This window comes from Sulfurimonas sp. HSL-1656 (genome assembly GCF_039645585.1).
Classification (GTDB): Bacteria; Campylobacterota; Campylobacteria; order Campylobacterales; family Sulfurimonadaceae; genus Thiomicrolovo; species Thiomicrolovo subterrani.
In genome coordinates this window covers 1,140,304-1,161,985 of record NZ_CP147915.1, presented here as the reverse complement: position 1 = coordinate 1,161,985, position 21,682 = coordinate 1,140,304, and the positions used below count along the sequence as shown (strand labels likewise).

The following is a 21,682-nucleotide window of genomic DNA, read 5'->3' as shown; positions in this document are numbered from 1 at the left end:
TTAACAAAGATTGGGAACGAACAGATGGAGATCATGTTGGCAGTGACAGTTTTTTACCTGTTCCTCGAAGGTTTCGAGGTCGCCTGGCAGAAGGCGCCCACGATGCTGGAGATGCTCATCCGCATCCGGCGGCGCTACGACAAGAGCATCTTTTACTTCCTGCTGCTGCACCCGACCTACTACTTCGCGATCTGGCTCATCCTGGAAACACAGATGACGCTGCCGGCGGTGCTGCTGCTCTTTATCAAAACGATCGATATCGCCACGAAGATCGTCCTGATGCAGCAGATCTTCGACAAACAGGAGGCCTCGGCCCAGCTGCAGGAGATGCTGATCATGCCGCTGGCCAAGTGGATGCCCTACGCCGGCTTCGTCGTCTACCCGCCGCTGGTGCTCTGGGCGATCCTCTGAGCGCTTAACGCCCCCTGATCTCTTTGAGCGCCTCGGCGATCTTCGCCTTCTGCTCCTCGGAGAGCGATTGCGACTCCAGCTTCTCCATCAGCGATTCGCCCAGCTTCTCCATCCGTGCATTGTCATCGCGCTCGGCACTGCGGATCCGGCGTACGATCAGATAGAAGAGTCCCACCGCCATTACCAGCAGCAACGCGGCAGCACTCAGCATCAACCCTTCAATGGACATCGGCCCTCCGTTTTTTCTAACAGTATAGCGCAATGGCGGGGCCGAATCAATCGTTACAGCAGGGATTCGTACCGGGCGTCCGTCAGGGTTTTGAGGAAGGCGACGATGGCGTCTTCCTCCTCTTCGCTCAGCCCCAGGTTGCCCAGTTCGTCCACATTGATCGTCTCGGGGACTTCGGGCGTCCGCCACGGCGCTCCCGTCTCCGGGTTCAGGGCATCCGTCACGTCACGGGTGTTGTAGAAGTGGACCACCGCCTTGAGGGTCTTGAACACCCCGTTGTGCATATACGGTCCCGTGACCGCGATATTGCGCAGCGTCGCCACCTTGAACGCACCGTTCAGCGAACTGTCGCCCGTCGTCTGGCCCAGGCCGAGGTCACGGTAACCCGCCACGCCGCTCAACGGGTTGTTCGGGTCGGTGCGGACCGCTTCATTGACGGGCACGCCGAGGTTATCGAAGGTACCGTCCGTAAAGAGCGCCGGGGCGCCGTCCGAGCCGAAATTGGGGTGGCAGGCAGCACAGTTGCCCTTGTCCTCGCGGACGAACAGCTCCAGCCCTCTGCGCTCCAGCTCCGTCAGCTCCGCTTCGCCTTTGAGCCAGCGGTCGTACTTCGAATCGAACGGAGCAAAAACATCGCTCTTCTCAAAAGCCGCGATGGCATCCGCAACCGCCTCATAGGCGACGGTATCGTCATCAAAAACATCCGCCCCGTACAGCGCGGTCATTTCCGTCACGTACGCCGGATTGACCTTGACACGTGCCACGACACTGTTAAGGTCGGGCATCTGCATCTCCACCGGGTTCAGGAAGGGGCCCTTCGCCTGGGCCGTAAGATCCGCAGCCCGGCCGTCATGGAACTGGCCGCCGAGCCAGAGCCCGCCGCCGCCTTCGCCCTCGCCCGCTTCGTCATCGAAATGGAACGCGGCGAAATACGCGGCATACATGGCCGTCGGGGCGTTACGGTCCCCGAGTGAAACGTTGTCATCCCCGATGGAGACGGCACCGAAATCATTTTGGGCCGTCTGCGTCCGCGCCTCGCTGAAGGCGTGTGCCGCATCGTGGCAGGAGGCACAGGACTGATTGCCCATATTGGACAGGTTCGTGTCATTGAAAAACGCTTCCCCGAGCGTCACCTTCTGCGGATCGAGCCCGCTTTCGTTCGTATCGTTACAGCCGCCGAGCAGCATCATGAGGATTCCAAGTCCTGCAACACACTCTTTTTTCATCTTTTCTCCATTATTGATAATCATAATCGTTTTGAAAGTATGCAAAAAATATTCTTCGAGAAAGCTTTAATTTGATAGTGATTATCGATAGTATTATTATAAACAGGACAATTTGGTAGGGTTTTGCAGTAAGCGGAAAAGATCAACGGGGCGCCCCGGGGCGCGAAAAGGGCTACTCGTTGCGCAGCACGGTCAGGACGTCGACTTCGCTCGCCTTCTTGGCCGGGTACCACGAGGAGAGCACGACGATGGCGAAGGCCCCGCCGAGGATGGAAACGAAATCCTGCCAGGAGAGGTCCAGTGCCAGGCGTGCCGTCGGGTAGACGTGTTTCGGCAGCGAGATGATGTCGAAGGTCTGCAGCACCCAGACGCCCGAAAGGCCCAGGATGGCGCCGGTGACGATCCCCCCGATCCCGATGACCACGCCGAGCTTCAAAAAGAGCTTTTTGATCTGCGCAGGCGATGCGCCGAGCGAGATCAGCAGCGCGATCTCGCTGCGGCGGTTCATGACCGTCATCAGCAGCGACGAGATGATATTGACGGCCGCGATGAGGATAATGAGCATCAAGACGATAAAGAGCGAACGTTTTTCCAGCTCCAGCGCGGCAAAGAAGTTGACGTTGTCTTCCCACCACCCTTTGATGCGTGCCCCGGCGGGGAGAACCTTGCGGACCTCCTCTATTACCGCCTGCGGGTCGTCGGTCATGATATGGATGCCGTCGTAGACGTTGTCGGGCAGGTGCATGATCGTCTGCAGGGAATGCAGATCCGTATAGCTGTAGGCTTTGTCATACGCACTCAGGCCCGAATCGAAGGCCCCGGCGATGACGAAGCGTTTGAGCTTCGGCGTCACCGCAAGTCCCCCCGGCTCGATCTGGGTGAAGATGTACATCAGCCGGTCCCCTTCGGTCAGCGCAAACGATTCCAGCAGCGCTTCACCGACGACGACTTTGAAACCCCCTTCCGGCAAGGTCTCGAGCGCCTTCGCCACGACAGGGTTCACCTCCCTTTCGGCCTGGTAATCGACGCCGAAAAGGTAGCCCCCCTCGAGCTGAGAACCGCTGCGGGCGATGACGGAAGCGGCGACATAGGGGCTGAATTTCAGTTGGGGGAAATCATGTTCCAGGTCCAGCAGCAGCGACGTGTTCACGCTTCCGTAAAAGCGCGGCACGATGGTGAGCGGATAGTTCATGATGGTGAGTTTCTTCTTGAACTCGTTGTCGAAACCGTTCATCAGCGCCATGGCGATGATGAGAACCATGACACCGAGCATGATGCCGAGGAAGGCGAGCATTGCGGAGAGGAAGATAAAGGGCTGCTCCCGGTCAAACCGCAGAAAGCGGCGCAGCAGGTAGTTCGTCAGGCTGCGCTGTGTTTTCAAGAGGCGAACGCCCCTTTCTTCGGTCCGCTCTGCCCGCAGCAGTTCTTGTATTTTTTACCGCTGCCGCAGGGGCACGGGTCGTTGCGGGCCGGCTTCTTTGCTGCAGGGATATCGGCTGCGGCGTCGCTTTCGCGGTTGAGCTGCATCTGCATCTCTTTTTGCTTGCGTTCGATCTCCTGCGCCCGGGCGAAGGCCTCGGCCTCCTCCTCCGGCGAACGGAGCTGGAAGCGGATGATCTGCAGCGTCTTGATCGTGTCGTACTTGATCGTCTCGATCAGCTCCGTAAAGAGGTTGAAGCTCTCTTTTTTGTACTCGACGAGCGGGTCTTTCTGGTTGTATGCACGCAGGCGGATACCCGTCTTCATCGTATCCATGCGGTAGAGGTGCTCGCGCCACGCCGTATCGAGGGTCTTGAGGTAGATCTCGCGTTCGATGTCGCGGCGGACGGATGCATCCACGACGGCCATCTTCGTATCGTATTCGGCTTTGATGTCGGCCGTGAGCTTCTCGGAGAGCGCTTCGAAATCCAGCCCTGCCAGCGCGTCGGCCGCCGGGGTGAAGTGGAGCTCCTCCTGCAGCAGTTTCGTCAGCCGCTCGAGGGCGAAGTCCTCACGGGCACCCCCTTCGTAGATCTCGCACTCGCCGAGCGCGCGCGCCACGTAGGCCTCGCGGATATCGTTGACCTTGACGCCGATATCGAACTCAGGGTCAAGCAGCTGGTTGCGGAAACGGTAGACGATCTTGCGCTGTTCGTTGGCGACGTCATCGTACTCGACGATCTGCTTCCGCCCTTCGAAGTGGAGGTTCTCGACCTTCTTCTGCGCCTTCTCGACGGCGCGGGTGACCATTTTCGACTCGATGTACTCCCCGTCCTCGACGCCGAGGCGCTCCATGATCGTCTTGATCTTATCGGAGCCGAAGATGCGCAGCAGGTTATCCTCGAGGCTGAGGTAGAACTGGCTGACCCCCGGGTCGCCCTGGCGGCCGGAACGGCCGCGCAGCTGGTTGTCGATACGGCGGTTCTCGTGGCGCTCGGTCCCGATGATGTAGAGACCTCCCATTGCCTTGATCTCGTCGCTGACCTTGATGTCGACCCCGCGCCCGGCCATGTTGGTCGCGATCGTGACCGCGCCCTTTTCACCGGCGCTCTTGATGATCTCGCCCTCCTGGGCGTGGTTCTTCGCGTTGAGGACGGTATGGGCGATCTTCTCGCGCTTGAGCAGCTCATGCAGAAGTTCGGACTTCTCGATGGACGCCGTCCCGACCAGGACCGGCTGCCCTTTAGCGTTGAGCTCCTTGATCTTTTCGATGGCCGCCTGGAACTTCTCGAGCTCGGTCTTGTAGATCAGGTCGTTGAGGTCTTCGCGGACGACCGGAACGTTCGTCGGGATGGAGACGACGTCGAGGCGGTAGATCTGGGCGAACTCCGTCGCCTCGGTCTGCGCCGTACCGGTCATCCCCGCCAGCTTGTCGTACATGCGGAAATAGTTTTGGAAGGTGATGTCCGCGAGGGTCTGCGACTCCTCCTTGATCTGCACACGCTCTTTCGCTTCGAGCGCCTGGTGCAGCCCCTCGGAGTAGCGGCGTCCCTCGGAGAGGCGGCCCGTGAACTCGTCGACGATGACGACTTCGCCGTCCTTGACGACGTAGTCGACATCGATTTCGAAGATGTAATTGGCTTTAAGGGCCTGGTCGAGGTGATGCGACAGGGCGGAGTTTTCCAGGCTGTAGAGGTTATCGACGTCGAAGAGCTCTTCGGCCTTGGCAATCCCCTCTTCGGTGATCAGGACGAGACGGTCCTTTTCGTCGACGGTAAAGTGCGTCTCTTTACGCAGCTGCTTGGCGATCTCGTCGGCGCGGACGTAGTTGTCGAGGGTGCGGTTCGTCGGGCCCGAGATGATCAGCGGGGTCCGCGCCTCGTCAATGAGGATGGAGTCCACTTCGTCGACAATGACGAAGTGGTGACCGCGCTGTACCATCTGGTCGCGGGAAAAGCTCATGTTGTCGCGCAGGTAGTCGAACCCGTACTCGTTGTTCGTTCCGTAGGTGATATCGGCGGCGTAATGGGCACGCTTGACCTGCGGATCGTACTCGCCCTCGAGGACCGTACCGACGGTGTAGCCCAGGAACTCGTAGAGCGGGGAGAGTTCCGTGGCGTCGCGCTGGGCCAGGTAGTCATTGACGGTGACGACATGCACACCCTTGCCCGTCATTGCGTTAAGCACGACCGGCAGCGAGGCCACGAGGGTTTTACCCTCCCCCGTCTTCATCTCGGCGATACGCCCTTCGTGCAGGACCATCCCCCCGATCATCTGCACGTCGAAGTGACGCATTCCCAGGGTACGTTTGGCCGCTTCGCGGGTCATGGCAAAGGAGTCGGGAAGAACCTCTTCCAGGCTCTTCTCTTCGGCGCGCACGGCCGTTTTCAGTTCTTCGAAAGCGGCCTGCAGTGCCGCATCGTCCATCGCTTCGTACGTCGCTTCGAGCGCATTGATCTTTTTCAGTGCCCGTTTATAGCGTTTCAGCTCCCGGTCGTTCTTGGTGCCGAACACCTTGCCCATCATCGTCTGCAGCATCTTTTCCCTAGTTCCGGGCACCGGCAGTGCCCCTTTTTTTGCGCTGATTATAACTAAGCGAAGGTATCGTTTTTATAAAGGGCACATCTCAAAACCCTATGCGGTCCCGGCATGGGGTGTCCGGTCACCATTTTTGGTTACAATTGCGCAAAAAAAGGTTCCCATATGAAAGCGATTTTTCTGCTGCTCGCCGCGCTCACGACCCTCTTCGGGTTCACCGACTCCATCCGTACGTTCAGTGCGGATTTCACCCAGCAGATCGTCGACGACACCAATAAGACCATCACCTACGAAGGGCATGTCGACGCGACCCGCCCCGACAAGGCCCACTGGCACTACTTCAAGCCCGTCGAAAAGAGCGTCTTCGTCATCGGCCACAAAGTCACCATCATCGAACCGGAACTCGAACAGGCCATCGTCAAGACCTTCCGCGACGAGATCGACCTTTTCAAGATCCTTGCCGATGCCGTCAAGCTTGACGACGAAACCTACCTGGCGACCCACAAATCCCAGGAGTTCTTCATCCGCATCCGCAACGACATCCCGCTGGCGATCTCCTACCACGACGCTTTCGAGAACAACGTGCATATCCGCTTTTCGGCCCAGAAGGTCAACCGCAGCCTCGACGACGCCCTCTTTCTCCCGGTGATCCCCACCGGGTACGACATCCTCAGCGAATAGCCCCTACTTCCCCTCCCCGGCTTCGGCCTGCCGTACCGGCGGGATCGGCGCAAAGTAGCCCACCAGAAGCAGCAGCACACCAACGGAGATGAAAGAGACGATTCGCTCGACCGTCCCGCTGCCGGCGAGATCGACGACAAAGAGCTTCAGGACGACCACGCCCAGCACGCCCGCCCCCGCGATCCAAACCGTCCGCTCCGCCCGCAGCTTCCCGGCGAGCATGGCGGCGATCCCCATACTGCTCCACAAAATGGAGAGCGACGCCTGGAAAACAAGGCTGGCGGAGAGGGCGTAGGCCGTGTAAGCGACCTCCCCGTAGAAATGGACCACCCGTCCCAGCAGGACCGTGGCATAAAGGAACGCCGCGATGCCGGCCGCTTTGTAGGCGATCTTCTCCGGTACATTCATCAATCTTTCGACACGGTTCAGCCAGTAGACAAAGGCCGCCAGCCCCGCCGCCTGGAGCAAATCAAGCGGGCTCAGCAGCGGCAGGTAAGGCATAAACGGTACGGCACCGTCCAGGGCGCATCCCTTGAGTTCCCAGATGCCGAGGATGGTCGCGAGCGTAATCCCGCCCACCAGACGGTAATGTTCCAGCTGACCGCGGACCAGGCGCGGGAAAAGGGTCTCTTTCTGTACCACGAGCAGCAGCGCAGCGATCGGGAGGATGCCGAATGCGCCGAAGGCCAGACTCTCTACCGCCGTCCACTGCATGACAGCGTACTGCAGCTCGCGCGACAGGATCAGCACGAGCATGATGAAGCCCGTAACATGCAATAGCGCCCGCAGTCTCCAGCCTGACCCGAAGCGCCACAACAGCCCGTAGTGCACGGTAAAGAAAAGGACGACGGCGATGCTTCCGATCCCCGCGAAAGGGTGCGAATCGATGTAATGGTAGAACAGCGATGCGAAGGTGGCCGCCCCCAGCAGCAGGTAGTATTGCAGGACCTGCTCCAGTGCGCCCCACGACAGACGGCGCGCCGCCACGGCGAGTACCGCAGCGCTGAGCGCGGTATAGATCAACATGACATTGCCCAGCTCGAAACTGCTGCGCTCCGATTCCTGGAGCCCCGCAAGCAGCCACACCGCCAAACCGGTACCGAGGAAGAGGAAGGAGAGCGTCTGCAGGGACGTTTTACGGCCGTCGTCGCTATGCCGCCAGAGCCTGAAAGCGGTAAAGAAAGCCGCCAGGACAATGACCGCATCCCCGGCAAAAAGCCCGTTCGCAAAGGCGTACTCCGCCGGACGGCCGAGGGTCGCCAGAAGGTAGAGCAGCGTCGCCGCCAGTTCCAGTACGACCCCGAAAATAACGCCGTAGGGCTTGGTATATTTCAAGGAGATCCAGACGACGGCCGCACCTTCAAGCGCCCAGAGTGCCCCGGTCATCCGGTCGTCGAGCGCGTAGGGAACGGCGACGGTATAAAAGACGACGGCGATCGCGCGGAACGCCTCGGCCAGCATCTGCATTTTTGTATGGCGCGAGAGCTGCCAGAAGAGCGCCAGGTAGAGCGTGCCTACGGCCACGGCGCTGCAAAAAACGCCGTACTCGTATTGATCGATCATCGACGCCTGCAGGGCAAACGCGACGAGCGGCAGCCCGAAGACCAGCGTCGCGTCAATAAACGCGCGGACGTCAAAAGGCTGCTTGGAGGTAAACAGGATACTGACGCCCAGGTAAAGCAGAAAGAAGAAGATCAGAAACGGTTCCGTCGATGCGAAGAGCGCAGGATCGTACCGGAGCACGCCCCAGGCCGTCGCGATGACAAAGGTGAAAAAGAAACCGGCGATATTGAGCAGCCGCCAGGAGCGGTACCAGGCAATCAGCAGGATGCCGATGTTGAGCATCGCGTAGTAGCTGAACAGCACGATATGCGAACCGCTGCCGTCGGAAGTAAGGATCGGCACCAGGAAACCGCCGGCAACCGAGAAGAGTGCCAAAATGAGCGCATCCTGGGCCACGGCCAGCAGGGAGCCGCAGATAACGACGATCAGCATGATGACGAACGCCTGCGGCATGCTCAGCAGGCCGTACATCTTCGCCGACGCGTAGACGACGAGGTAGAACGAGGCGACACCAAGTGCCTGCAGAACAAGGCCGTAGTAGCCTTCACGCTCGCGCAGCCGCCAGCCCAGCCCCGTAATGGCCAGTGCCCCGAGCGCAATGCCGATGAGGCGCATCTCGATGCTGATCATGTTGTGATCGGCCGCGTATTTGACGAGGAAAACGAGCCCCAGGAAAAAGATGATGCCGCCGACCTTCACCAGCATGTTGCCGCCGGTGATGAAACGGTTGAGCGCTTCGGCGAAGGGCGACGGTTCCGCAGCCTCCTCCCGCGGGGCATGCGGCCTTGCCTCTTCCGGCGGTTCCGGGACGACATGGGCCGGTTTTTCCGGCCGGGTTCGCGTTTCGGCAGTGTGATCCGTGGCCACCACCGGTTTCTGCGCAGGCGAGAGCAGTTTTTCCTTGACCGCTTCCATCGGCGTAACCGGTTTCTCGCGTTTTTCGTGTTTCTCCTCTTTTACCAGCGCATCCAGCCGCTCGCGCAGCTCCCCATTCTTCTTGTAGAGGTCGAGGATGAGGAAAAAGATGATCAGAACGGCAAGCAGTGTCAACATCAGATATTCCTATTTATTATTTTCTGATGCTATGCTAACACAAATATGCCCACTTCTTCCCGCCGCTTCTGGTCAGCCCCGGGCCATCCCCTTTTTTGTCTTTGCAGTCGCGACCGCCTCGTAGGGGTCTTCGGGCCAGTAGTGTTTTTTATATTTGCCCCGCAGCTCCTTGCGCACCTCCGCATACCCCTCCCGCCAGAACGACGCCAGGTCCTTTGTCACCTGTACCGGCCGCTGCGCCGGGCTGAGCAGGTGCAGCATCAGCGCTACCCTCCCCTCCAGCACCGCCGGTGTCTGCTCCCAGCCGAACACCTCCTGCAGGCGTACGGCGAGCACGGGTTGGCCGGGGTCGGTATAATCGATGCGGATGGTCGAACCGCTGGGCACCGTCACCGCTTCGGGTGCCAGGGCATCGAGCCGCTGGAGCGCGTCCCAGTCCAGCAGGCCGGAGAGTATCGCATAGAGATCGAGCTTCTGCAGCCCCTTGAGGTCGCGGATTCCCTCCAGGTAGGGGAGCAGCCACGTTTCCAGCGTCTTTAGCAGAGCAGCCTCGTCCATCGGGCCGAACGTCTCCGGCAGATGGCGGTTGACGAAATTGACCCGTTCGCACAGAGACCTGCTCTTTGGCGTCCACGGCAGCAGATCGAGACCGCCCCTGCGGATGCCGTCGAGTACGCCCAGCGCCACCAGCTCCGGCGAAGGGTTGGCGATGCGCGACTGGGCAATGACGACGGCCCCGATGCGCTCCGTGCGCAGGGCTTCTACCCGACCCGCTTCATCGTTCCATGAAACGTCTTCATCCGTCCGGATCAACTCACTGAACCACGCCTCCAGGTCTGCCGCGCTCAGCCCTGCGGCGTGGAAGATGCGCAGCACCTCCCCCTGCCCGCCGGCCTCGGCGACGGCAAGATAGTCGTCGTGCAGGAAAGCAGTGGCGTCGCCCAGTTCCGCCCCCTTGCCGTTGGCCATCACGAAGCGTTCCGAACCCCGGCTCCGGCGTTTGGCGATGCGGTCGGGATAGGCCAGCGCCGTCAGCACTCCCGCCGCATCATGCTGGACCTTACTTCCCCGCTCGCATCCCGTGCGCTTTTTGAGGACGTTGACGGCGTGGTGCAATACGCTGCCGCACGATCCCGACTGCAGGGAGCGGTCCAGCCACCCCATCCCCTCGCCCAGGTCCGTGCCGCTGAAACCCGTACGCTCCTGCAGCAGCGTGGCAATCAGTACCGCTTCGTACCCCAGCCCCTGCGCTTTTGCGCGCAGCAGCATATGGGCCATGCGCGGGTGCGCGCCGAGTGAGAGCGCCGCTTCGCCGTGGGGCGTAATGCGGCCGGACGAATCTGCCATATTAAGTGATATCAAAAGAGACGACGCCTCGTCTACTGCGTGTTTCGGGGGTGCATCGACCCATTCAAGCTCATCGACGGATGCGCCCCAGTTGGCCAGCTCGAGCATCAGGGGGGCCAGGTCAGACTGCAGGATTTCAGGACGTGCATGCGGCACCAGCGGCTTGTTCTCATGCCAGAGCCGGTAGCAGACGCCCTCCTGTGTCCGCCCTGCCCGCCCGGCACGCTGCACGGCGGAGTCCTGCGTGATCATGCGCGTGCGCATCCGGTTCATCCCCGAGGCCGCGTCGTACTCCACATAGCGCTCCAGCCCGCTGTCGATGACGATCCGTACCCCGTCGATGGTCAGCGACGTTTCGGCGATGTTCGTCGCGAGGACGACCTTGCGTTTGCCCGCAGGTGCAGGGGCAATGGCGTGCTGCTGCGCCGCCCTGGCGAGGTCGCCGTACAGCGGCGCCAGCAGCGTGTCGCTTCCGAGGTTCCCCTGCAAGGCACGTTCGACGGCGTTGATCTCTCTGACGCCGGGCAGGAAGACGAGCATGCTGCCCGTTTCTGCCTTGAGCGCGGCCGTGATCGTCTCCGCCGTCAGGGCGGCGACCGTTTTCGCCTCGGGAGGTTTGCGGCGTATGTCGAGGTAACTGTACGCCACCAGGTAGCAGCGCCCCTCGCTCGTGACGACGGCGGCATCGGGCATCACCCCCGTCAGCGCCTCCGCGTTGAGCGTCGCCGACATAACGACAAGCTTCAGGTCGTCGCGCAGCAGCGACTGTGACTGCAAGGAGAGCGCCAGCCCCAGGTCGGCATGGATAGAGCGTTCGTGGAACTCGTCGAAGATGAGCACCCCGACATCCTCCAGCGCCGGGTCGCTTTGGAGCATCCTCGTCAGGATCCCCTCGGTCACGACCTCGATGCGCGTCGCCGCCGAGACCTTCGTCTCCTGCCGGATGCGGTACCCTACCCGCTGCCCGACCGCCTCGCCCAAGAGCTCCGCCATCCGCAGCGCCGCGTTGCGCGCCGCGAGCCGCCGCGGCTCCAGCATGACGATCTTTTTGCCCTCCAACCACTGCGCCTCCAGCAGTTCCAGCGGTACGACAGTCGTCTTTCCCGCACCCGGCGGAGCCTGCAGTATGAGCTGGTTAGAAGCGGAAAACGCCTGCCCTATTTCGGGAAGGACAGCGTGAATGGGAAGTTCGGATAACATAGATGGGATTATAACGGTTCCGAAGAAGCAAAAAGTGAAAAAAGTCTAATCGGGGCAGTATGCATAGGTTCATGCGTGTCAAAACAGTCATATGCATCTGTGCCTGTATTCATATCACTCTACTCCGTTTCATCCTGGAGGCTTCTCAACCCCTCCGGATCAATGATGACGATCTTCCGCGCGCGCACCTCGACCCATCCCCGCGCTTTGAAGCGCCGTACAATGCGTGAGACCGTTTCGGGCGTCAGGCCGATCTGCGACGCGATCTGCTTCTGGGTCGTCACAGGCAGCGCGTCGGCATGCTCCAGCAGAAAACGCGCCAGCCGGGTCTGTGCATCATCGACCGAAGTACGCCGGATCACCGCTTCGAGCTGCCTGATCTTGTATGTCAGAGAGCGGATGATCCCCAGCGCCACCTCCGGGCGGTTCAGAAAGCGGCTTTTGAAAGCCTCGAAATCGATCTCGTAGAGCGTCACGTCCGTGACGCAGCGCGCCGTGGCCGGATAGGGGATGTTTTCAAAATGGGCCGCCTCGGCGACGAGGTCGTCGGCACGGAAATGGGCCAGGACGATCTCGTTGCCGGCCGTGTCGTGCTTGACGACCTGCACGACGCCCGACGCAATCAGGCGGAGTTTCCCGGGACGCTCCCCGGCATAAAAGAGCGTGCTCCCCTCGCTGTACGATTTAACCTGCGTGATTTCCCGCAGCAGCGCAAGATCATCCGCTTCCAGCCGGTTGAACAGATAGCAGTGTTCCAGTCCCATCACTCCTCCAAATTGATCAAGATCAATATCACAAGCCCCTATCATAACCTATACTGGCGATAAAAAAGGAATCATCATATGATCGCCATTGCCGAACTCCCCAGCGTCGCCTTTGAGGAGATGAACACCGTCCATGCCGAGGAGGTCGAACAGCTCAACCGTATCGAGACGCTGCTCGACACCGGCGCCCCGGAGACGGCCCTCTCCGCCGCACTCGAGGCGCTTTTCTTCCATACGCGTGAACACTTTGCCAACGAAGAGCAGCTGATGCGTGAAGTGGGCTTCCCCGCCTATGAGATGCACAAAGCCGAGCACGACCGCGCGCTGAACGAATTCCAGCTGGTAATGATGGAGTGGCGTAACCGGAAAGACGATGAGATCATCCGCAACTACATCTGCGTCGACACCCCGCTATGGCTTCACCAGCACATCGCGACCATGGACACGGTGACGGCGAATTTCATCGCTATGATCAAAGCGAGCTGAGATGCGCACGTTCGCATTTCTCGAAGCGCCGCGCTTCGGAGAAGGGGTCGTCGCCGAAAAGATACTGGAGAGCCCTTTCTCCAAGGAGATCCGCATCTGTATGGACAAGGGGAACATCATGCGGGAACACGCTGCACCCGGTCCTATCACCGTCATGGTGCTCGAAGGATGCGTCACCGTCACGTCCGGCAGCGATACAGCCGACCTGCTTCGAGGACAGATCGTCTGTTTTGACGCCCATGTCCCCCACTCCCTTGAGGCCCGCACGGATAGTGTCGTCCGGCTGACGCTCTCGAAAAACGATGCCCTTGCACGCGTCATCGACCTGACGAAGGCGTGATCCCGCTTTTGGTATACCTGTAGTATAGTGGGGCATTCTTCCCCGTTCAGCGTACGGGAACAAGGAAAAAGAGAGCAATGAGACTCTGGTCACTCCACCCAAAATACCTCGACGCCAAAGGGCTGGTAGCGCTGTGGCGCGAAGCGCTGCTGGCGCAGAACGTGCTGCTCGGCAGAACAAAGGGGTACAGGAACCATCCTCAGCTGCTCCGCTTTAAACAGACGGATGATCCGACGGCGGCCATCGCCTGTTATCTTGGGTTCGTGGCGGACGAGGCGGAGCGCAGAGGTTACAACTTTAACCGGCAAAAAATAGTGCAACAGGGCGAATGCACCGTGATGCCCGTACACGAAGGCCAGATCGCCTACGAAACATCGCATCTGCTGCACAAACTGGAACGCCGCGATCCGGAACGGTACAACACACTCGTTTCACTGCGGGATATAGAGACGCATCCGCTCTTTACCGCAGTTGAGGGGGAGGTGGAAACGTGGGAGGTCGTTCGCTGACGCCCTTCTACACCGCTCCGAGCCCCAAAAGGGCCACGCCCCCGAAATAGAGCAGCAGCAGCATCGTGCTTTCAAGCCCGATGTTTCCCGGCCCGTGGCGCTGGCGGTAGAGCAGCCCCATCATAACCACCCCCGTCATGATAAGGGCGTCCGCGAGCCAGAACACTTCCGCCCCGGAGACGGCGGCGTAGATCGGCCCCTCCCGGTAAGCGACATCCGACGCCGCGATAAAGAGCGTATCAAACGCATTACCGCCGATAATATCCCCGACGGCGAGGTTGAGCGCCCCCATACGCACAGCAGTAACGGCAACGACAAGTTCGGGGATGGAGGTCGAGACGGCCGTGAAAATCCCGCCGACGATGCCGTAGGAGAGTCCCGAATTTTGCACGATCGGCACGGCTAGCTGTGCCAGGAACCAGCCCGCTGCGGCAACGACGGATGAGTAGATGAGGAAACGGACCCAGAGACCGGGCATGCCCTCGGGCCTGCGTCTGGCGGGTCGCTGTTTCTCCGCCGGGGTATCGCGTGTTTTTCGCGGCAGCCACATCGGCATCGTATGCGTGCGCGCCAACAGCTGGATACCCAGCAGGTACGCTGCAAGCAGCAGCAGCGTGACGGGGTGCACCGACCAGAAACTGATATCGGGAACGGCGATCCCCACCATGTGGATACTCAGGAGTGTCATCAGCAGGGCCGTCATGAAAAGATTCTCTGCCGAAGCGGCAGCGTGTTCGAGGTTCGCCCGCCGGTAGGCGATATCGGCAAAGGCAAGAAAAACGGTCTGGGCTGCGATGCCGCCCAGGCTGTTGCTGACGGCCAGCTCCGCAAAACCGGATACGGCGGCGCTTACGGAGGTCGTCAACCCCGAAAGCGAGGTGGAGGCTCCGATGAAAAGTGCCCCCATCAGCGCTTCACCCATCCCCGTTTCATGGGCGAGGTCGCGTGCCGTCGTGGTCATCTTGATGCCGAACCATCCGACGACAAGCGCCGCCAGGACAAAAGCGGTATAGAGGTATATCGGCGGCCACGTATCCGGATGCATCACAGGGAACTCCCGTTATGAGATCATATCCTCCATTGTGCCTTTTTCCATCCAAAAAGCCCCTTCGGGGTGCGGCACCGCCTGCAGAGGGTTGGGTGCTACAACTCGTCGCGGACGAGGTTATGGCAGTGGAAACAGGCCAGCTCGATAGAAGTGTAGGCCCGCTGGGCTTTGATCTGCTGTTTGCGCGGTGTCAGGTCACGCGTATTGGGTCCGTAGGCATCCTCGATCAGCTCGATATTTTCCGCGATCATCTTGGCCGATTCCAGGGCGATGTTTGATTTCTGCTTCTTCTCCGGCGGCAGCATGGATTCGATCTTCTCCTTGTTGCTCAGGAGGTCATGCACCTCGGTTTTAAGCCGTGCGAACACTTTCAGCGCCTCTTTCCGGTCGTTGCGGATCATATACTCCCGCGCTTCGCCCATCTCCGCATTGAGTTTGAGCATGTTGAACTTCAGATTGAATTTCTGATCCGCCGCCATCAGCTGGATACCCATTGCCACCAGTGCAATCATCACTACTTTCAGCATTCGCCTCTCCTGTTTTTCAATTCGAAAAAAATTATATCTAAATTATTTAATCCCATAAAACCACAAGGAGCGGAAGGAAAAAAATAGCACTCTTATTCGTCCTGTACAACGTTGGAACAAAAGGGTTCTGAATCGTGTGAAAATGGAGGGGGATGCGGTGCCGATGGCACCGCGGGGAAGTGTCAGGCCGTCAGCGGAGCGTTCTACTCGGCATCCAGCGGCGCGAGCTTGCGGTGGCGGGCCGCCAGGGCGATGACCGCAAAGACGATCGCGTAGGTCACCGGCACGAAATCCGGGATCGGCACCGGGTCGCCTTTGGCGTAGGAGTGCATCCCCGCCAGGTAGTAGTTGACGCCGAAATAGGTCATCAGGACCGACGTAAACGCCAGCAGCGAAATAACGCTGAAGAGATACGGCGTATAGATCTTCTTGATGAAGCGCAGGTGGATGACGACCGCGTAAACGAGGATCGTCACCAGCGCCCAGGTCTCTTTCGGGTCCCAGCCCCAGTAGCGGCCCCAGCTCTCGTTGGCCCAGACCCCACCGAGGAAGTTCCCGACCGTCAGTGTTGCCAGACCGACCATGAGGCTCATCTCGTTGATGGCGTTGAGCTCCCTGATGGAGAGCGAAATGCTCTTGGAACGTTTACCCGAGTTGAACATGAAGAGGATCAGCGTAATGAAGCCCAGCAGCGCCCCCAGCCCCAGGAAGCCGTAGCTGCCGGTAATCATGGAGACGTGGATGCTCAGCCAGTACGACTGCAGGACCGGGACGAGGTTCGTCACCTGCGGGTCCATCCAGTTGAGGTGGGCGACAAAAAGGATCAGCCCGGCAAGGATGGAGGTTGCCGCCAGGGTGATCGGCGAATTGCGCGAGAAGATGAAGCCCGCCAGCACCGACGCCCAGCCGATATAGATCATCGACTCGTAGCCGTTGGACCACGGCGCGTGCCCGGAGATGTACCAGCGGATCGCCAGGCCGACCGTATGGGCGAGGAAAAAGAGTACGAGCAGACCGTAGGCCCCCTTGGCCATCAGCCCCAGCTTGACACGCGGGTTGATGATGTGCGCGAAGGCGAAGACCAGCAGCACGAAACCGACGAGGAAGTAGAGCGGCCAGAGGCGCTCGAAGATGTTGGCGTGGTTGTACCAGATCTCCAGCTTCATCTTGCTCTCGTCCGGGTAGACGAGTGCACCCGCTTTTTTCTGGTGCCCGGTGATCTGGACCAGGGCGGCATCCGCCTTGCTCCAGTCGCCGCTCTTGACCGCGTCGTCGATGGCGGAGAAGTACTGCGCCGCGAGGTAGCGGACCACCATGCTCTCCTGCGGCGTGAAGCCGTTGATCGCGTCGATGGTGGCCACCCATTTATGGTTCGTGTCCGCCGCATCCGGCCAGAGGCGCAGCAGCGCGCCCGTATAGACCATGTAGGCGACGTTCACGCGTTCGTCGACCTTGATGACGGCCTTGTCGAACTTGTCGCGTTTGCCCGGGGCCTTGCGGATGGCCTCTTCGACGTACTTGTTGAGTTTGTAGCCGGCCAGCTCCTCGGGGTATTCGAAAAACTGGTTGAAGGCGAGCGTTTTCTCACCGGCGTCGATTCCCAACTCCTTGTTGACGAGCTTGTCGCTGCGGATCATCTTGATGTCGCGCCACGCTTCGGGCATCAGCATCATCGACAGCAGGATCTGGTTGGGGTTGAGCCCCAGAATGGTGTCGCCGCGGTTGATCTTGTGCAGGATCTCCGTACTGAGCGTATCCACCGGCTTCATCCGCCCGTTGCTGTCCTGGACGACCAGCGCCCCGAACATATCGGCATGGGTTTTGTCGAACGAGGTGATCTCCTTGATCATCGGGTTCGTGTCGGCCTTGGCGTTTTGCGGAGCAAAAGCGATCAGCACTGCCGCGACAAAGGCGGCGGCCAGCTTCTCTTTCGCTTCAGCGGCACGCTTGGCGATCTTGCCCAGCTGACGGAAACGCCCTCCTTTGGCGAAGAGCGCACCGAACATTCCCACGGCCAGCAGGAAGTAGCCGAGATAGGTCGGCAGGGTTCCCGGGTCGTGGTTGACGGAGAGGACGGTCCCTTTTTCGTCACGGTCGTACGAGGACTGGAAGAAACGGTAGTTGCGGTGGTCAAGCACGTGGTTCATAAAGATGCGATACGGCATTTCGATGTTCTGCTCCTTGTCGATGAGGACGACCTCGCTCGCATAGGACATCGGCGACTGCGAGCCCGGGTAGCGGTCGAGTTCGAAGTCCGTCAGTTTCAGGGCGAACGGCAGGCGGATCAGTTCGGCGCCGTAGCTGACCGACATCGGGATGCCCGAAAGCGTCAGCGGTGCCGGGACGCCGACCTGGCCGGACGTACCCATCACGACGATCTCTTTGGTCTCGCTGCCGTCGCTGAACTGCAGGCGCATCGCGTCCTGCGTGGCGCTGCGCATCATCGGGCCGCTCTTTTTCGCCTCCTGGGAGACGACGGTCTTCTTCCCTTTGGCCAGGAAGCTGCGGACGACGAAGTTCGCGCCGTTCTCCGTCGTATAGAGCGTACGCGTCGACGCGTCGTTCTCCAGGGACGGGGCGACCGCGCCGCTGCTCTGGTCGTCCATCTTGAGGTAGGTCATCGGGAAACCGTTGGCCATCTTGAGGCTGTCGCCTTCCATATAGAGGCGGACCACCGGTTTGCCGTCATGCAGCGGCTTGCCGGAGTCGAAATCGATGATGAGCTTCTCGTTCTCGTACTGTTCGCCCAGGGAGAGCTGGATCTGGTCGGGGGCACCGCCGCCCGTGATCATCATGTTGGCAATCGGCTTGCCGTCGGGGGCTTCGACAACGCTGTAAACGGCGTCGGGGATGTATTCGAGCAGCTTGACGGTGACATGCTTGCCCGCAGCGTCGAACGCCGTATCGACGTCGTTGCCGCCGAGCTTGGAGAGGTAGAGCCCCTGCTTGTACTCACCGACGTTTCCGTTGTCGTCATAGACGATTTTGAGGTAGCTGGACGAGCTGGTGATCTTGTCTTCGATCTCCCCCTCGCGGATGTGCATCATTCCCTCGTAACCGACGTATCGGGTGATCGCCGCGCCCAAGAGGATGACGAGGAAAGCGAAGTGGAACAGGAACACCAGCCCTTTGCCCTTCTTCCACATCTTGAAGCGGACAATGTTGAGTACGAGGTTCACCGCCAGGAGGCCCAGCAGCACCTCGAACCAGCGGGCGTTGTAGATCATCGCCTTTGCCGTCGGAGTACCGAAATCGTTTTCGACAAAGGTCGCGTATCCGACCGAGACGGCAAAGACCATCATAAGCACGGCCATGGTTTTCATGGAGCCGATAATGGAGAGGAGGTATTTCATCTCATTCCTTTTCATGCAGTCGGGAGCGCGCAGCCCCCAAAGTGCGTAATTGTAGTCATTTTCGGTTAACGAAGGCTTTCAATGCAAGAGCGCGTTTGAATAAGTGCTGCTTATTCAGAACCTATTTCAGTTCGCCCCAGTGCGTACCGATGTTCAGCGACGCCCGCAGGGGGATGTGGAGGGGGAAGATCTCTTCCATGATGGACTGGAAACGCGCCCCCAGCGCATCGGCCTGCGCCGCATCCACCTCGAAGATCAGTTCGTCGTGAATCTGCAGCAGCATGGTAGCAGGGAGGCGTTCCTTTTTTATCACATCGTCGATGTGATTCATCGCCATCTTGATCAGGTCGGCCGCGGAGCCCTGGAAGACGGTATTGACCGATTCGCGCTCATAGGCGGCTTTGAGCATCGGGGTCGCCTTGTCGTAGTCGAAATAGCGGCGGCGCCCCAGCAGGGTCTCGACGTACCCCTGCTCCTTGGAGCGCTCGACGATGGAGGCGAAGTAGGATTTGACCGTCGGGAAGGTCTCGAAGTAGCGGGTAATGATGTCGCGCGCCTCCTTCGTCGGAATTTTCAGGGTGTCGGAGAGCTTCTTCTGCCCCATCCCGTAAAGCAGGCCGAAGTTGACGGTCTTGGCAATGCCGCGCTTCTTCGGGGCCTCCTCTTCGCCGAACAGGGCGGTCGCCGTGCTCAGGTGGATATCCCTGTCATGTTTGAAGGCGTCGACGAGGGTCGGGTCCTCGCTGAAGTGCGCCAGCAGCCGCAGCTCGATCTGCGAATAGTCGATACCGATAAGCTTCTTGCCCGGTTCGGCGACGAAAGCCTCGCGGATGCGCGCCCCCAACGGGGTGCGGGTCGGGATGTTCTGCAGGTTCGGGTTTTTCGAGCTGAGCCGCCCCGTCGCCGTCCCCGTCTGTACGTAGGAGGTGTGGATGCGCCCGTCGGGACGCTGCGCGCCCAGCTGCAGGAGCGGGTCGAGGTAGGTGGAGACGAGCTTGTGCAGCTCGCGGTACTCCAGCAGTTTCTCGATGACCGGGTGGGCGTCCAGCAGGGAGCTCAGCACCTTCTCGTCCGTCGAGTAGCCCGTCTTCGTCTTCTTGGCCGCCGGCAGTTCCAGCTTCTCGAAGAGCACCTCCCCCAGCTGCTTCGTGGAGTTGATGTTGAACTCGCTGCCCGTGAGCTCGTAGATGCTCTGCGTCAGCTCGGAAAGACGCGTTTTCGCCTCCTCCAGGAAGGTCGCGAGAACCTTTGTATCGACCTTGATCCCCGCCTCTTCCATCGCGGTCAGCGTCAGGGAAAAGGGGAACTCCACCTCCGCGGCCTCTTCGAGCAGGTGCTCGCCGCCCTGCAGTTTCAGCAGTTCCGAAAGTTTGGCGTAGAGCCTGAAGGTCGCCCAGGCATCCTCCGCGGCGTACCCGCAGGCATCGGCGAGATCCACCCCGGAAAAATTCTCCCCCTTCTTGACCGTCTCCTTGAAGCTGATCATCGTATGGTTCAGGTGCGACTGCGCCAGCTTGTCCAGGGAGAGCGCGCTCTCGGGGGCGGCGAGCCATGCCATGATCATCGTATCGGCGTAGAGTGAGGGTTCGAACCCCTCCAGGTAATGGTTGACGAAGTGGAGGTCGAATTTGAGGTTATGCCCGACGACCCGGCCCGAAAAGATCTGCCGCAGCGCCGCTTCGGCCGCGGCTTTGCCGACCTGCTGCGGTACGCCGAGGTAGCTGTGCGCGACGGGGACGTAGTAGGCCTCCTCGTCATTGAGGCAGAAGCTGAAACCGACCAGGGTATCGTCGAGGTAATCCAGTCCCGTCGTCTCCGTATCGAAAGCGACAAGGGTCTCTGCGGTGATCGCGCCGGTGATCGCGGCGAGCTCTGCTTCGTCTATTACCAGTTTCGCGGTGAAACCGGCATTGGCCGGCAGCGGGCACTCCTCGGTCTGCACGGCGCTCTCGGCGGCGATCTCTTCCTCGCCGATCAGTTTCTTCGCCTTGAGCTTCCGGATGATCCCGTGCATCTCGTAGCGCAGCAGCTCCGGCACGATCGGCACGAAGGGGTTGCGGTCGTCCATGTCGAATTCGTGCCACTCCACCGTCTCGAAGAGGTCGTCGCGCAGGGTGACGAGCTTCTTGGACATCCAGGCGTTCGCTTCGTTTTCGCGCAGCTTCTTCTGGACCCCGGCCGGCTTGACGGCGTCGATGTTCGCGTAGACATTTTCGAGGGTCTCGTACTCGTTGAGCAGCTTCTGCGCCGTCACCTTGCCTATGCCCTTGACCCCCGGCACGTTGTCGGCGCTGTCGCCAAGCAGCGCCTGGTAGTCGGTGAACTGTTCGGGGCGGATGCCGTACTTCTCCAGGCACTCCGTTTCGTTGACGTCCCTGCGCTTGATGGCGTCGACAAGGACGACACGGTCATCATCGATGAGCTGGTAGAGGTCCTTGTCGTGCGAGACGATCCGCACGACCATCCCCGCTTCGACCGCCTTTTTCGTAATGGAGGCGATCATGTCGTCGGCCTCGAACCCGCTCTGCATCAGGGTTTTGAAGCCCATCTTCTCGATCCACTCGATGGCGATGGGGAGCTGCGCCTTGAGCTCGTCGGGCGGCGGCGGGCGGTGCGCCTTGTACTCGGGGTCGATCTCGTTCCTGAAGGTAGGCCCCTTCGCGTCGAGGGCGAAAACGATGTAGTCGCTGGAGTGGTCCTGGTGCAGGCGGTCGATAAAGTTGACGAAGCCGGTCAGCAGCCCGGTCGGGAACCCCTCTTTGTTCGTGAGCGGCGGCAGCGCGTAGAAGCTGCGGAAGAAGAAGCCGAAGGTATCGATAACGGTAATGGTCTTGGACATAATGGTAAATCTTTCGTTGGTGTTAAAAATGCACTTACGGTGATATGAGCAGTACCCTTAAGCTTTAAACGGAGCCATTTTAACGAAAACGGGATTAATCGGGCTGCGCTATAATCCCGTCAAAAAATTTATATAAGGTAGTGATTGAT

Annotated in this window: 16 protein-coding genes; 5 read left to right on the top strand and 11 right to left on the bottom strand. The window is 60.0% G+C overall.

Going from position 1 to position 21,682, the window contains the following annotated elements; all coding sequences use genetic code 11:
- Window positions 1–33 precede the first annotated feature (33 nt).
- Window positions 34–411, top strand: a complete 378-nt coding sequence (locus WCX49_RS05925; RefSeq protein WP_345986660.1) for a hypothetical protein — start codon at window positions 34–36, stop codon at window positions 409–411.
- 4 nt (window positions 412–415) lie between these two features.
- Here the strand turns inward: WCX49_RS05925 and WCX49_RS05920 are convergent, their stop codons facing one another.
- The 4 genes from WCX49_RS05920 to secA form a co-directional block, all read right to left on the bottom strand.
- Entirely contained in the window at window positions 416–640 is a 225-nt protein-coding gene (locus WCX49_RS05920; RefSeq protein ID WP_345986659.1) for a hypothetical protein, read from the bottom strand.
- A gap of 53 nt (window positions 641–693) precedes the next feature.
- On the bottom strand, window positions 694–1,866 hold the full coding sequence (locus WCX49_RS05915) for a cytochrome c peroxidase (RefSeq protein ID WP_345986658.1): 1,173 nt from the start codon (window positions 1,864–1,866) through the stop codon (window positions 694–696).
- A gap of 172 nt (window positions 1,867–2,038) precedes the next feature.
- Window positions 2,039–3,247: an ABC transporter permease gene (locus WCX49_RS05910; RefSeq protein WP_345986657.1), complete on the bottom strand. Its 1,209-nt coding sequence runs from the start codon at window positions 3,245–3,247 to the stop codon at window positions 2,039–2,041.
- Window positions 3,244–5,823, bottom strand: a complete 2,580-nt coding sequence (secA, locus tag WCX49_RS05905) for a preprotein translocase subunit SecA (protein ID WP_345986792.1) — start codon at window positions 5,821–5,823, stop codon at window positions 3,244–3,246. The genes WCX49_RS05910 and secA overlap by 4 nt, the downstream gene beginning before the upstream one ends.
- A 165-nt stretch (window positions 5,824–5,988) precedes the next feature.
- Here secA and lolA point away from each other — a divergent pair, with 165 nt between their 5' ends.
- Complete coding sequence (lolA, locus tag WCX49_RS05900; RefSeq protein WP_345986656.1) at window positions 5,989–6,504, top strand: LolA-like outer membrane lipoprotein chaperone; 516 nt, start codon at window positions 5,989–5,991, stop codon at window positions 6,502–6,504.
- A 3-nt stretch (window positions 6,505–6,507) separates the two neighbouring features.
- Here the strand turns inward: lolA and WCX49_RS05895 are convergent, their stop codons facing one another.
- From WCX49_RS05895 to WCX49_RS05885, 3 genes are all read right to left on the bottom strand, one after another.
- The gene (locus WCX49_RS05895; RefSeq protein WP_345986655.1) at window positions 6,508–9,120 is read right to left on the bottom strand and encodes a DUF2339 domain-containing protein; all 2,613 of its coding nucleotides are present in this window, start codon (window positions 9,118–9,120) and stop codon (window positions 6,508–6,510) included.
- A 72-nt stretch (window positions 9,121–9,192) separates the two neighbouring features.
- Entirely contained in the window at window positions 9,193–11,667 is a 2,475-nt protein-coding gene (gene hrpB / locus WCX49_RS05890) for an ATP-dependent helicase HrpB (protein ID WP_345986654.1), read from the bottom strand.
- Between the two features lie 119 nt (window positions 11,668–11,786).
- Window positions 11,787–12,431, bottom strand: a complete 645-nt coding sequence (locus tag WCX49_RS05885; protein ID WP_345986653.1) for a Crp/Fnr family transcriptional regulator — start codon at window positions 12,429–12,431, stop codon at window positions 11,787–11,789.
- A gap of 78 nt (window positions 12,432–12,509) precedes the next feature.
- Between WCX49_RS05885 and WCX49_RS05880 the strand changes: the two genes are divergently transcribed.
- From WCX49_RS05880 to WCX49_RS05870, 3 genes are all read left to right on the top strand, one after another.
- Window positions 12,510–12,917, top strand: a complete 408-nt coding sequence (locus WCX49_RS05880) for a hemerythrin family protein (RefSeq protein WP_345986652.1) — start codon at window positions 12,510–12,512, stop codon at window positions 12,915–12,917.
- Between the two features lies 1 nt (window position 12,918).
- Window positions 12,919–13,257, top strand: a complete 339-nt coding sequence (locus tag WCX49_RS05875; RefSeq protein WP_345986651.1) for a cupin domain-containing protein — start codon at window positions 12,919–12,921, stop codon at window positions 13,255–13,257.
- Window positions 13,258–13,334: 77 nt separating this feature from the next.
- The gene (locus tag WCX49_RS05870; protein WP_345986650.1) at window positions 13,335–13,766 is read left to right on the top strand and encodes a pyrimidine dimer DNA glycosylase/endonuclease V; all 432 of its coding nucleotides are present in this window, start codon (window positions 13,335–13,337) and stop codon (window positions 13,764–13,766) included.
- A gap of 7 nt (window positions 13,767–13,773) precedes the next feature.
- Here the strand turns inward: WCX49_RS05870 and WCX49_RS05865 are convergent, their stop codons facing one another.
- The 4 genes from WCX49_RS05865 to polA form a co-directional block, all read right to left on the bottom strand.
- Window positions 13,774–14,811: a sodium:calcium antiporter gene (locus tag WCX49_RS05865; RefSeq protein ID WP_345986649.1), complete on the bottom strand. Its 1,038-nt coding sequence runs from the start codon at window positions 14,809–14,811 to the stop codon at window positions 13,774–13,776.
- Between the two features lie 98 nt (window positions 14,812–14,909).
- Window positions 14,910–15,341 (bottom strand): hypothetical protein, encoded by a 432-nt coding sequence (locus WCX49_RS05860; RefSeq protein ID WP_345986648.1) that lies wholly within the window; start codon window positions 15,339–15,341, stop codon window positions 14,910–14,912.
- Between the two features lie 203 nt (window positions 15,342–15,544).
- Window positions 15,545–18,694, bottom strand: coding sequence for a cytochrome c biogenesis protein CcsA (ccsA, locus tag WCX49_RS05855; protein ID WP_345986647.1), 3,150 nt, complete (start codon window positions 18,692–18,694; stop codon window positions 15,545–15,547).
- A 121-nt stretch (window positions 18,695–18,815) separates the two neighbouring features.
- Entirely contained in the window at window positions 18,816–21,533 is a 2,718-nt protein-coding gene (gene polA / locus WCX49_RS05850) for a DNA polymerase I (protein ID WP_345986646.1), read from the bottom strand.
- Window positions 21,534–21,682: the final 149 nt, after the last annotated feature.

What these genes read in the sequence shown, in the direction of transcription:
- WCX49_RS05875 (WP_345986651.1), top strand. Translation starts at nt 12,919, where the DNA reads ATGCGCACGTTCGCATTTCTCGAAGCGCCGCGCTTCGGAGAAGGGGTC.
- WCX49_RS05895 (WP_345986655.1), bottom strand. Translation starts at nt 9,120, where the DNA reads ATGTTGACACTGCTTGCCGTTCTGATCATCTTTTTCCTCATCCTCGAC.
- WCX49_RS05885 (WP_345986653.1), bottom strand. Translation starts at nt 12,431, where the DNA reads ATGGGACTGGAACACTGCTATCTGTTCAACCGGCTGGAAGCGGATGAT.
- WCX49_RS05880 (WP_345986652.1), top strand. Translation starts at nt 12,510, where the DNA reads ATGATCGCCATTGCCGAACTCCCCAGCGTCGCCTTTGAGGAGATGAAC.
- WCX49_RS05920 (WP_345986659.1), bottom strand. Translation starts at nt 640, where the DNA reads ATGTCCATTGAAGGGTTGATGCTGAGTGCTGCCGCGTTGCTGCTGGTA.
- WCX49_RS05925 (WP_345986660.1), top strand. Translation starts at nt 34, where the DNA reads ATGTTGGCAGTGACAGTTTTTTACCTGTTCCTCGAAGGTTTCGAGGTC.
- secA (WP_345986792.1), bottom strand. Translation starts at nt 5,823, where the DNA reads ATGCTGCAGACGATGATGGGCAAGGTGTTCGGCACCAAGAACGACCGG.
- WCX49_RS05870 (WP_345986650.1), top strand. Translation starts at nt 13,335, where the DNA reads ATGAGACTCTGGTCACTCCACCCAAAATACCTCGACGCCAAAGGGCTG.
- WCX49_RS05860 (WP_345986648.1), bottom strand. Translation starts at nt 15,341, where the DNA reads ATGCTGAAAGTAGTGATGATTGCACTGGTGGCAATGGGTATCCAGCTG.
- polA (WP_345986646.1), bottom strand. Translation starts at nt 21,533, where the DNA reads ATGTCCAAGACCATTACCGTTATCGATACCTTCGGCTTCTTCTTCCGC.
- WCX49_RS05865 (WP_345986649.1), bottom strand. Translation starts at nt 14,811, where the DNA reads ATGCATCCGGATACGTGGCCGCCGATATACCTCTATACCGCTTTTGTC.
- hrpB (WP_345986654.1), bottom strand. Translation starts at nt 11,667, where the DNA reads ATGTTATCCGAACTTCCCATTCACGCTGTCCTTCCCGAAATAGGGCAG.
- lolA (WP_345986656.1), top strand. Translation starts at nt 5,989, where the DNA reads ATGAAAGCGATTTTTCTGCTGCTCGCCGCGCTCACGACCCTCTTCGGG.
- ccsA (WP_345986647.1), bottom strand. Translation starts at nt 18,694, where the DNA reads ATGAAATACCTCCTCTCCATTATCGGCTCCATGAAAACCATGGCCGTG.
- WCX49_RS05915 (WP_345986658.1), bottom strand. Translation starts at nt 1,866, where the DNA reads ATGAAAAAAGAGTGTGTTGCAGGACTTGGAATCCTCATGATGCTGCTC.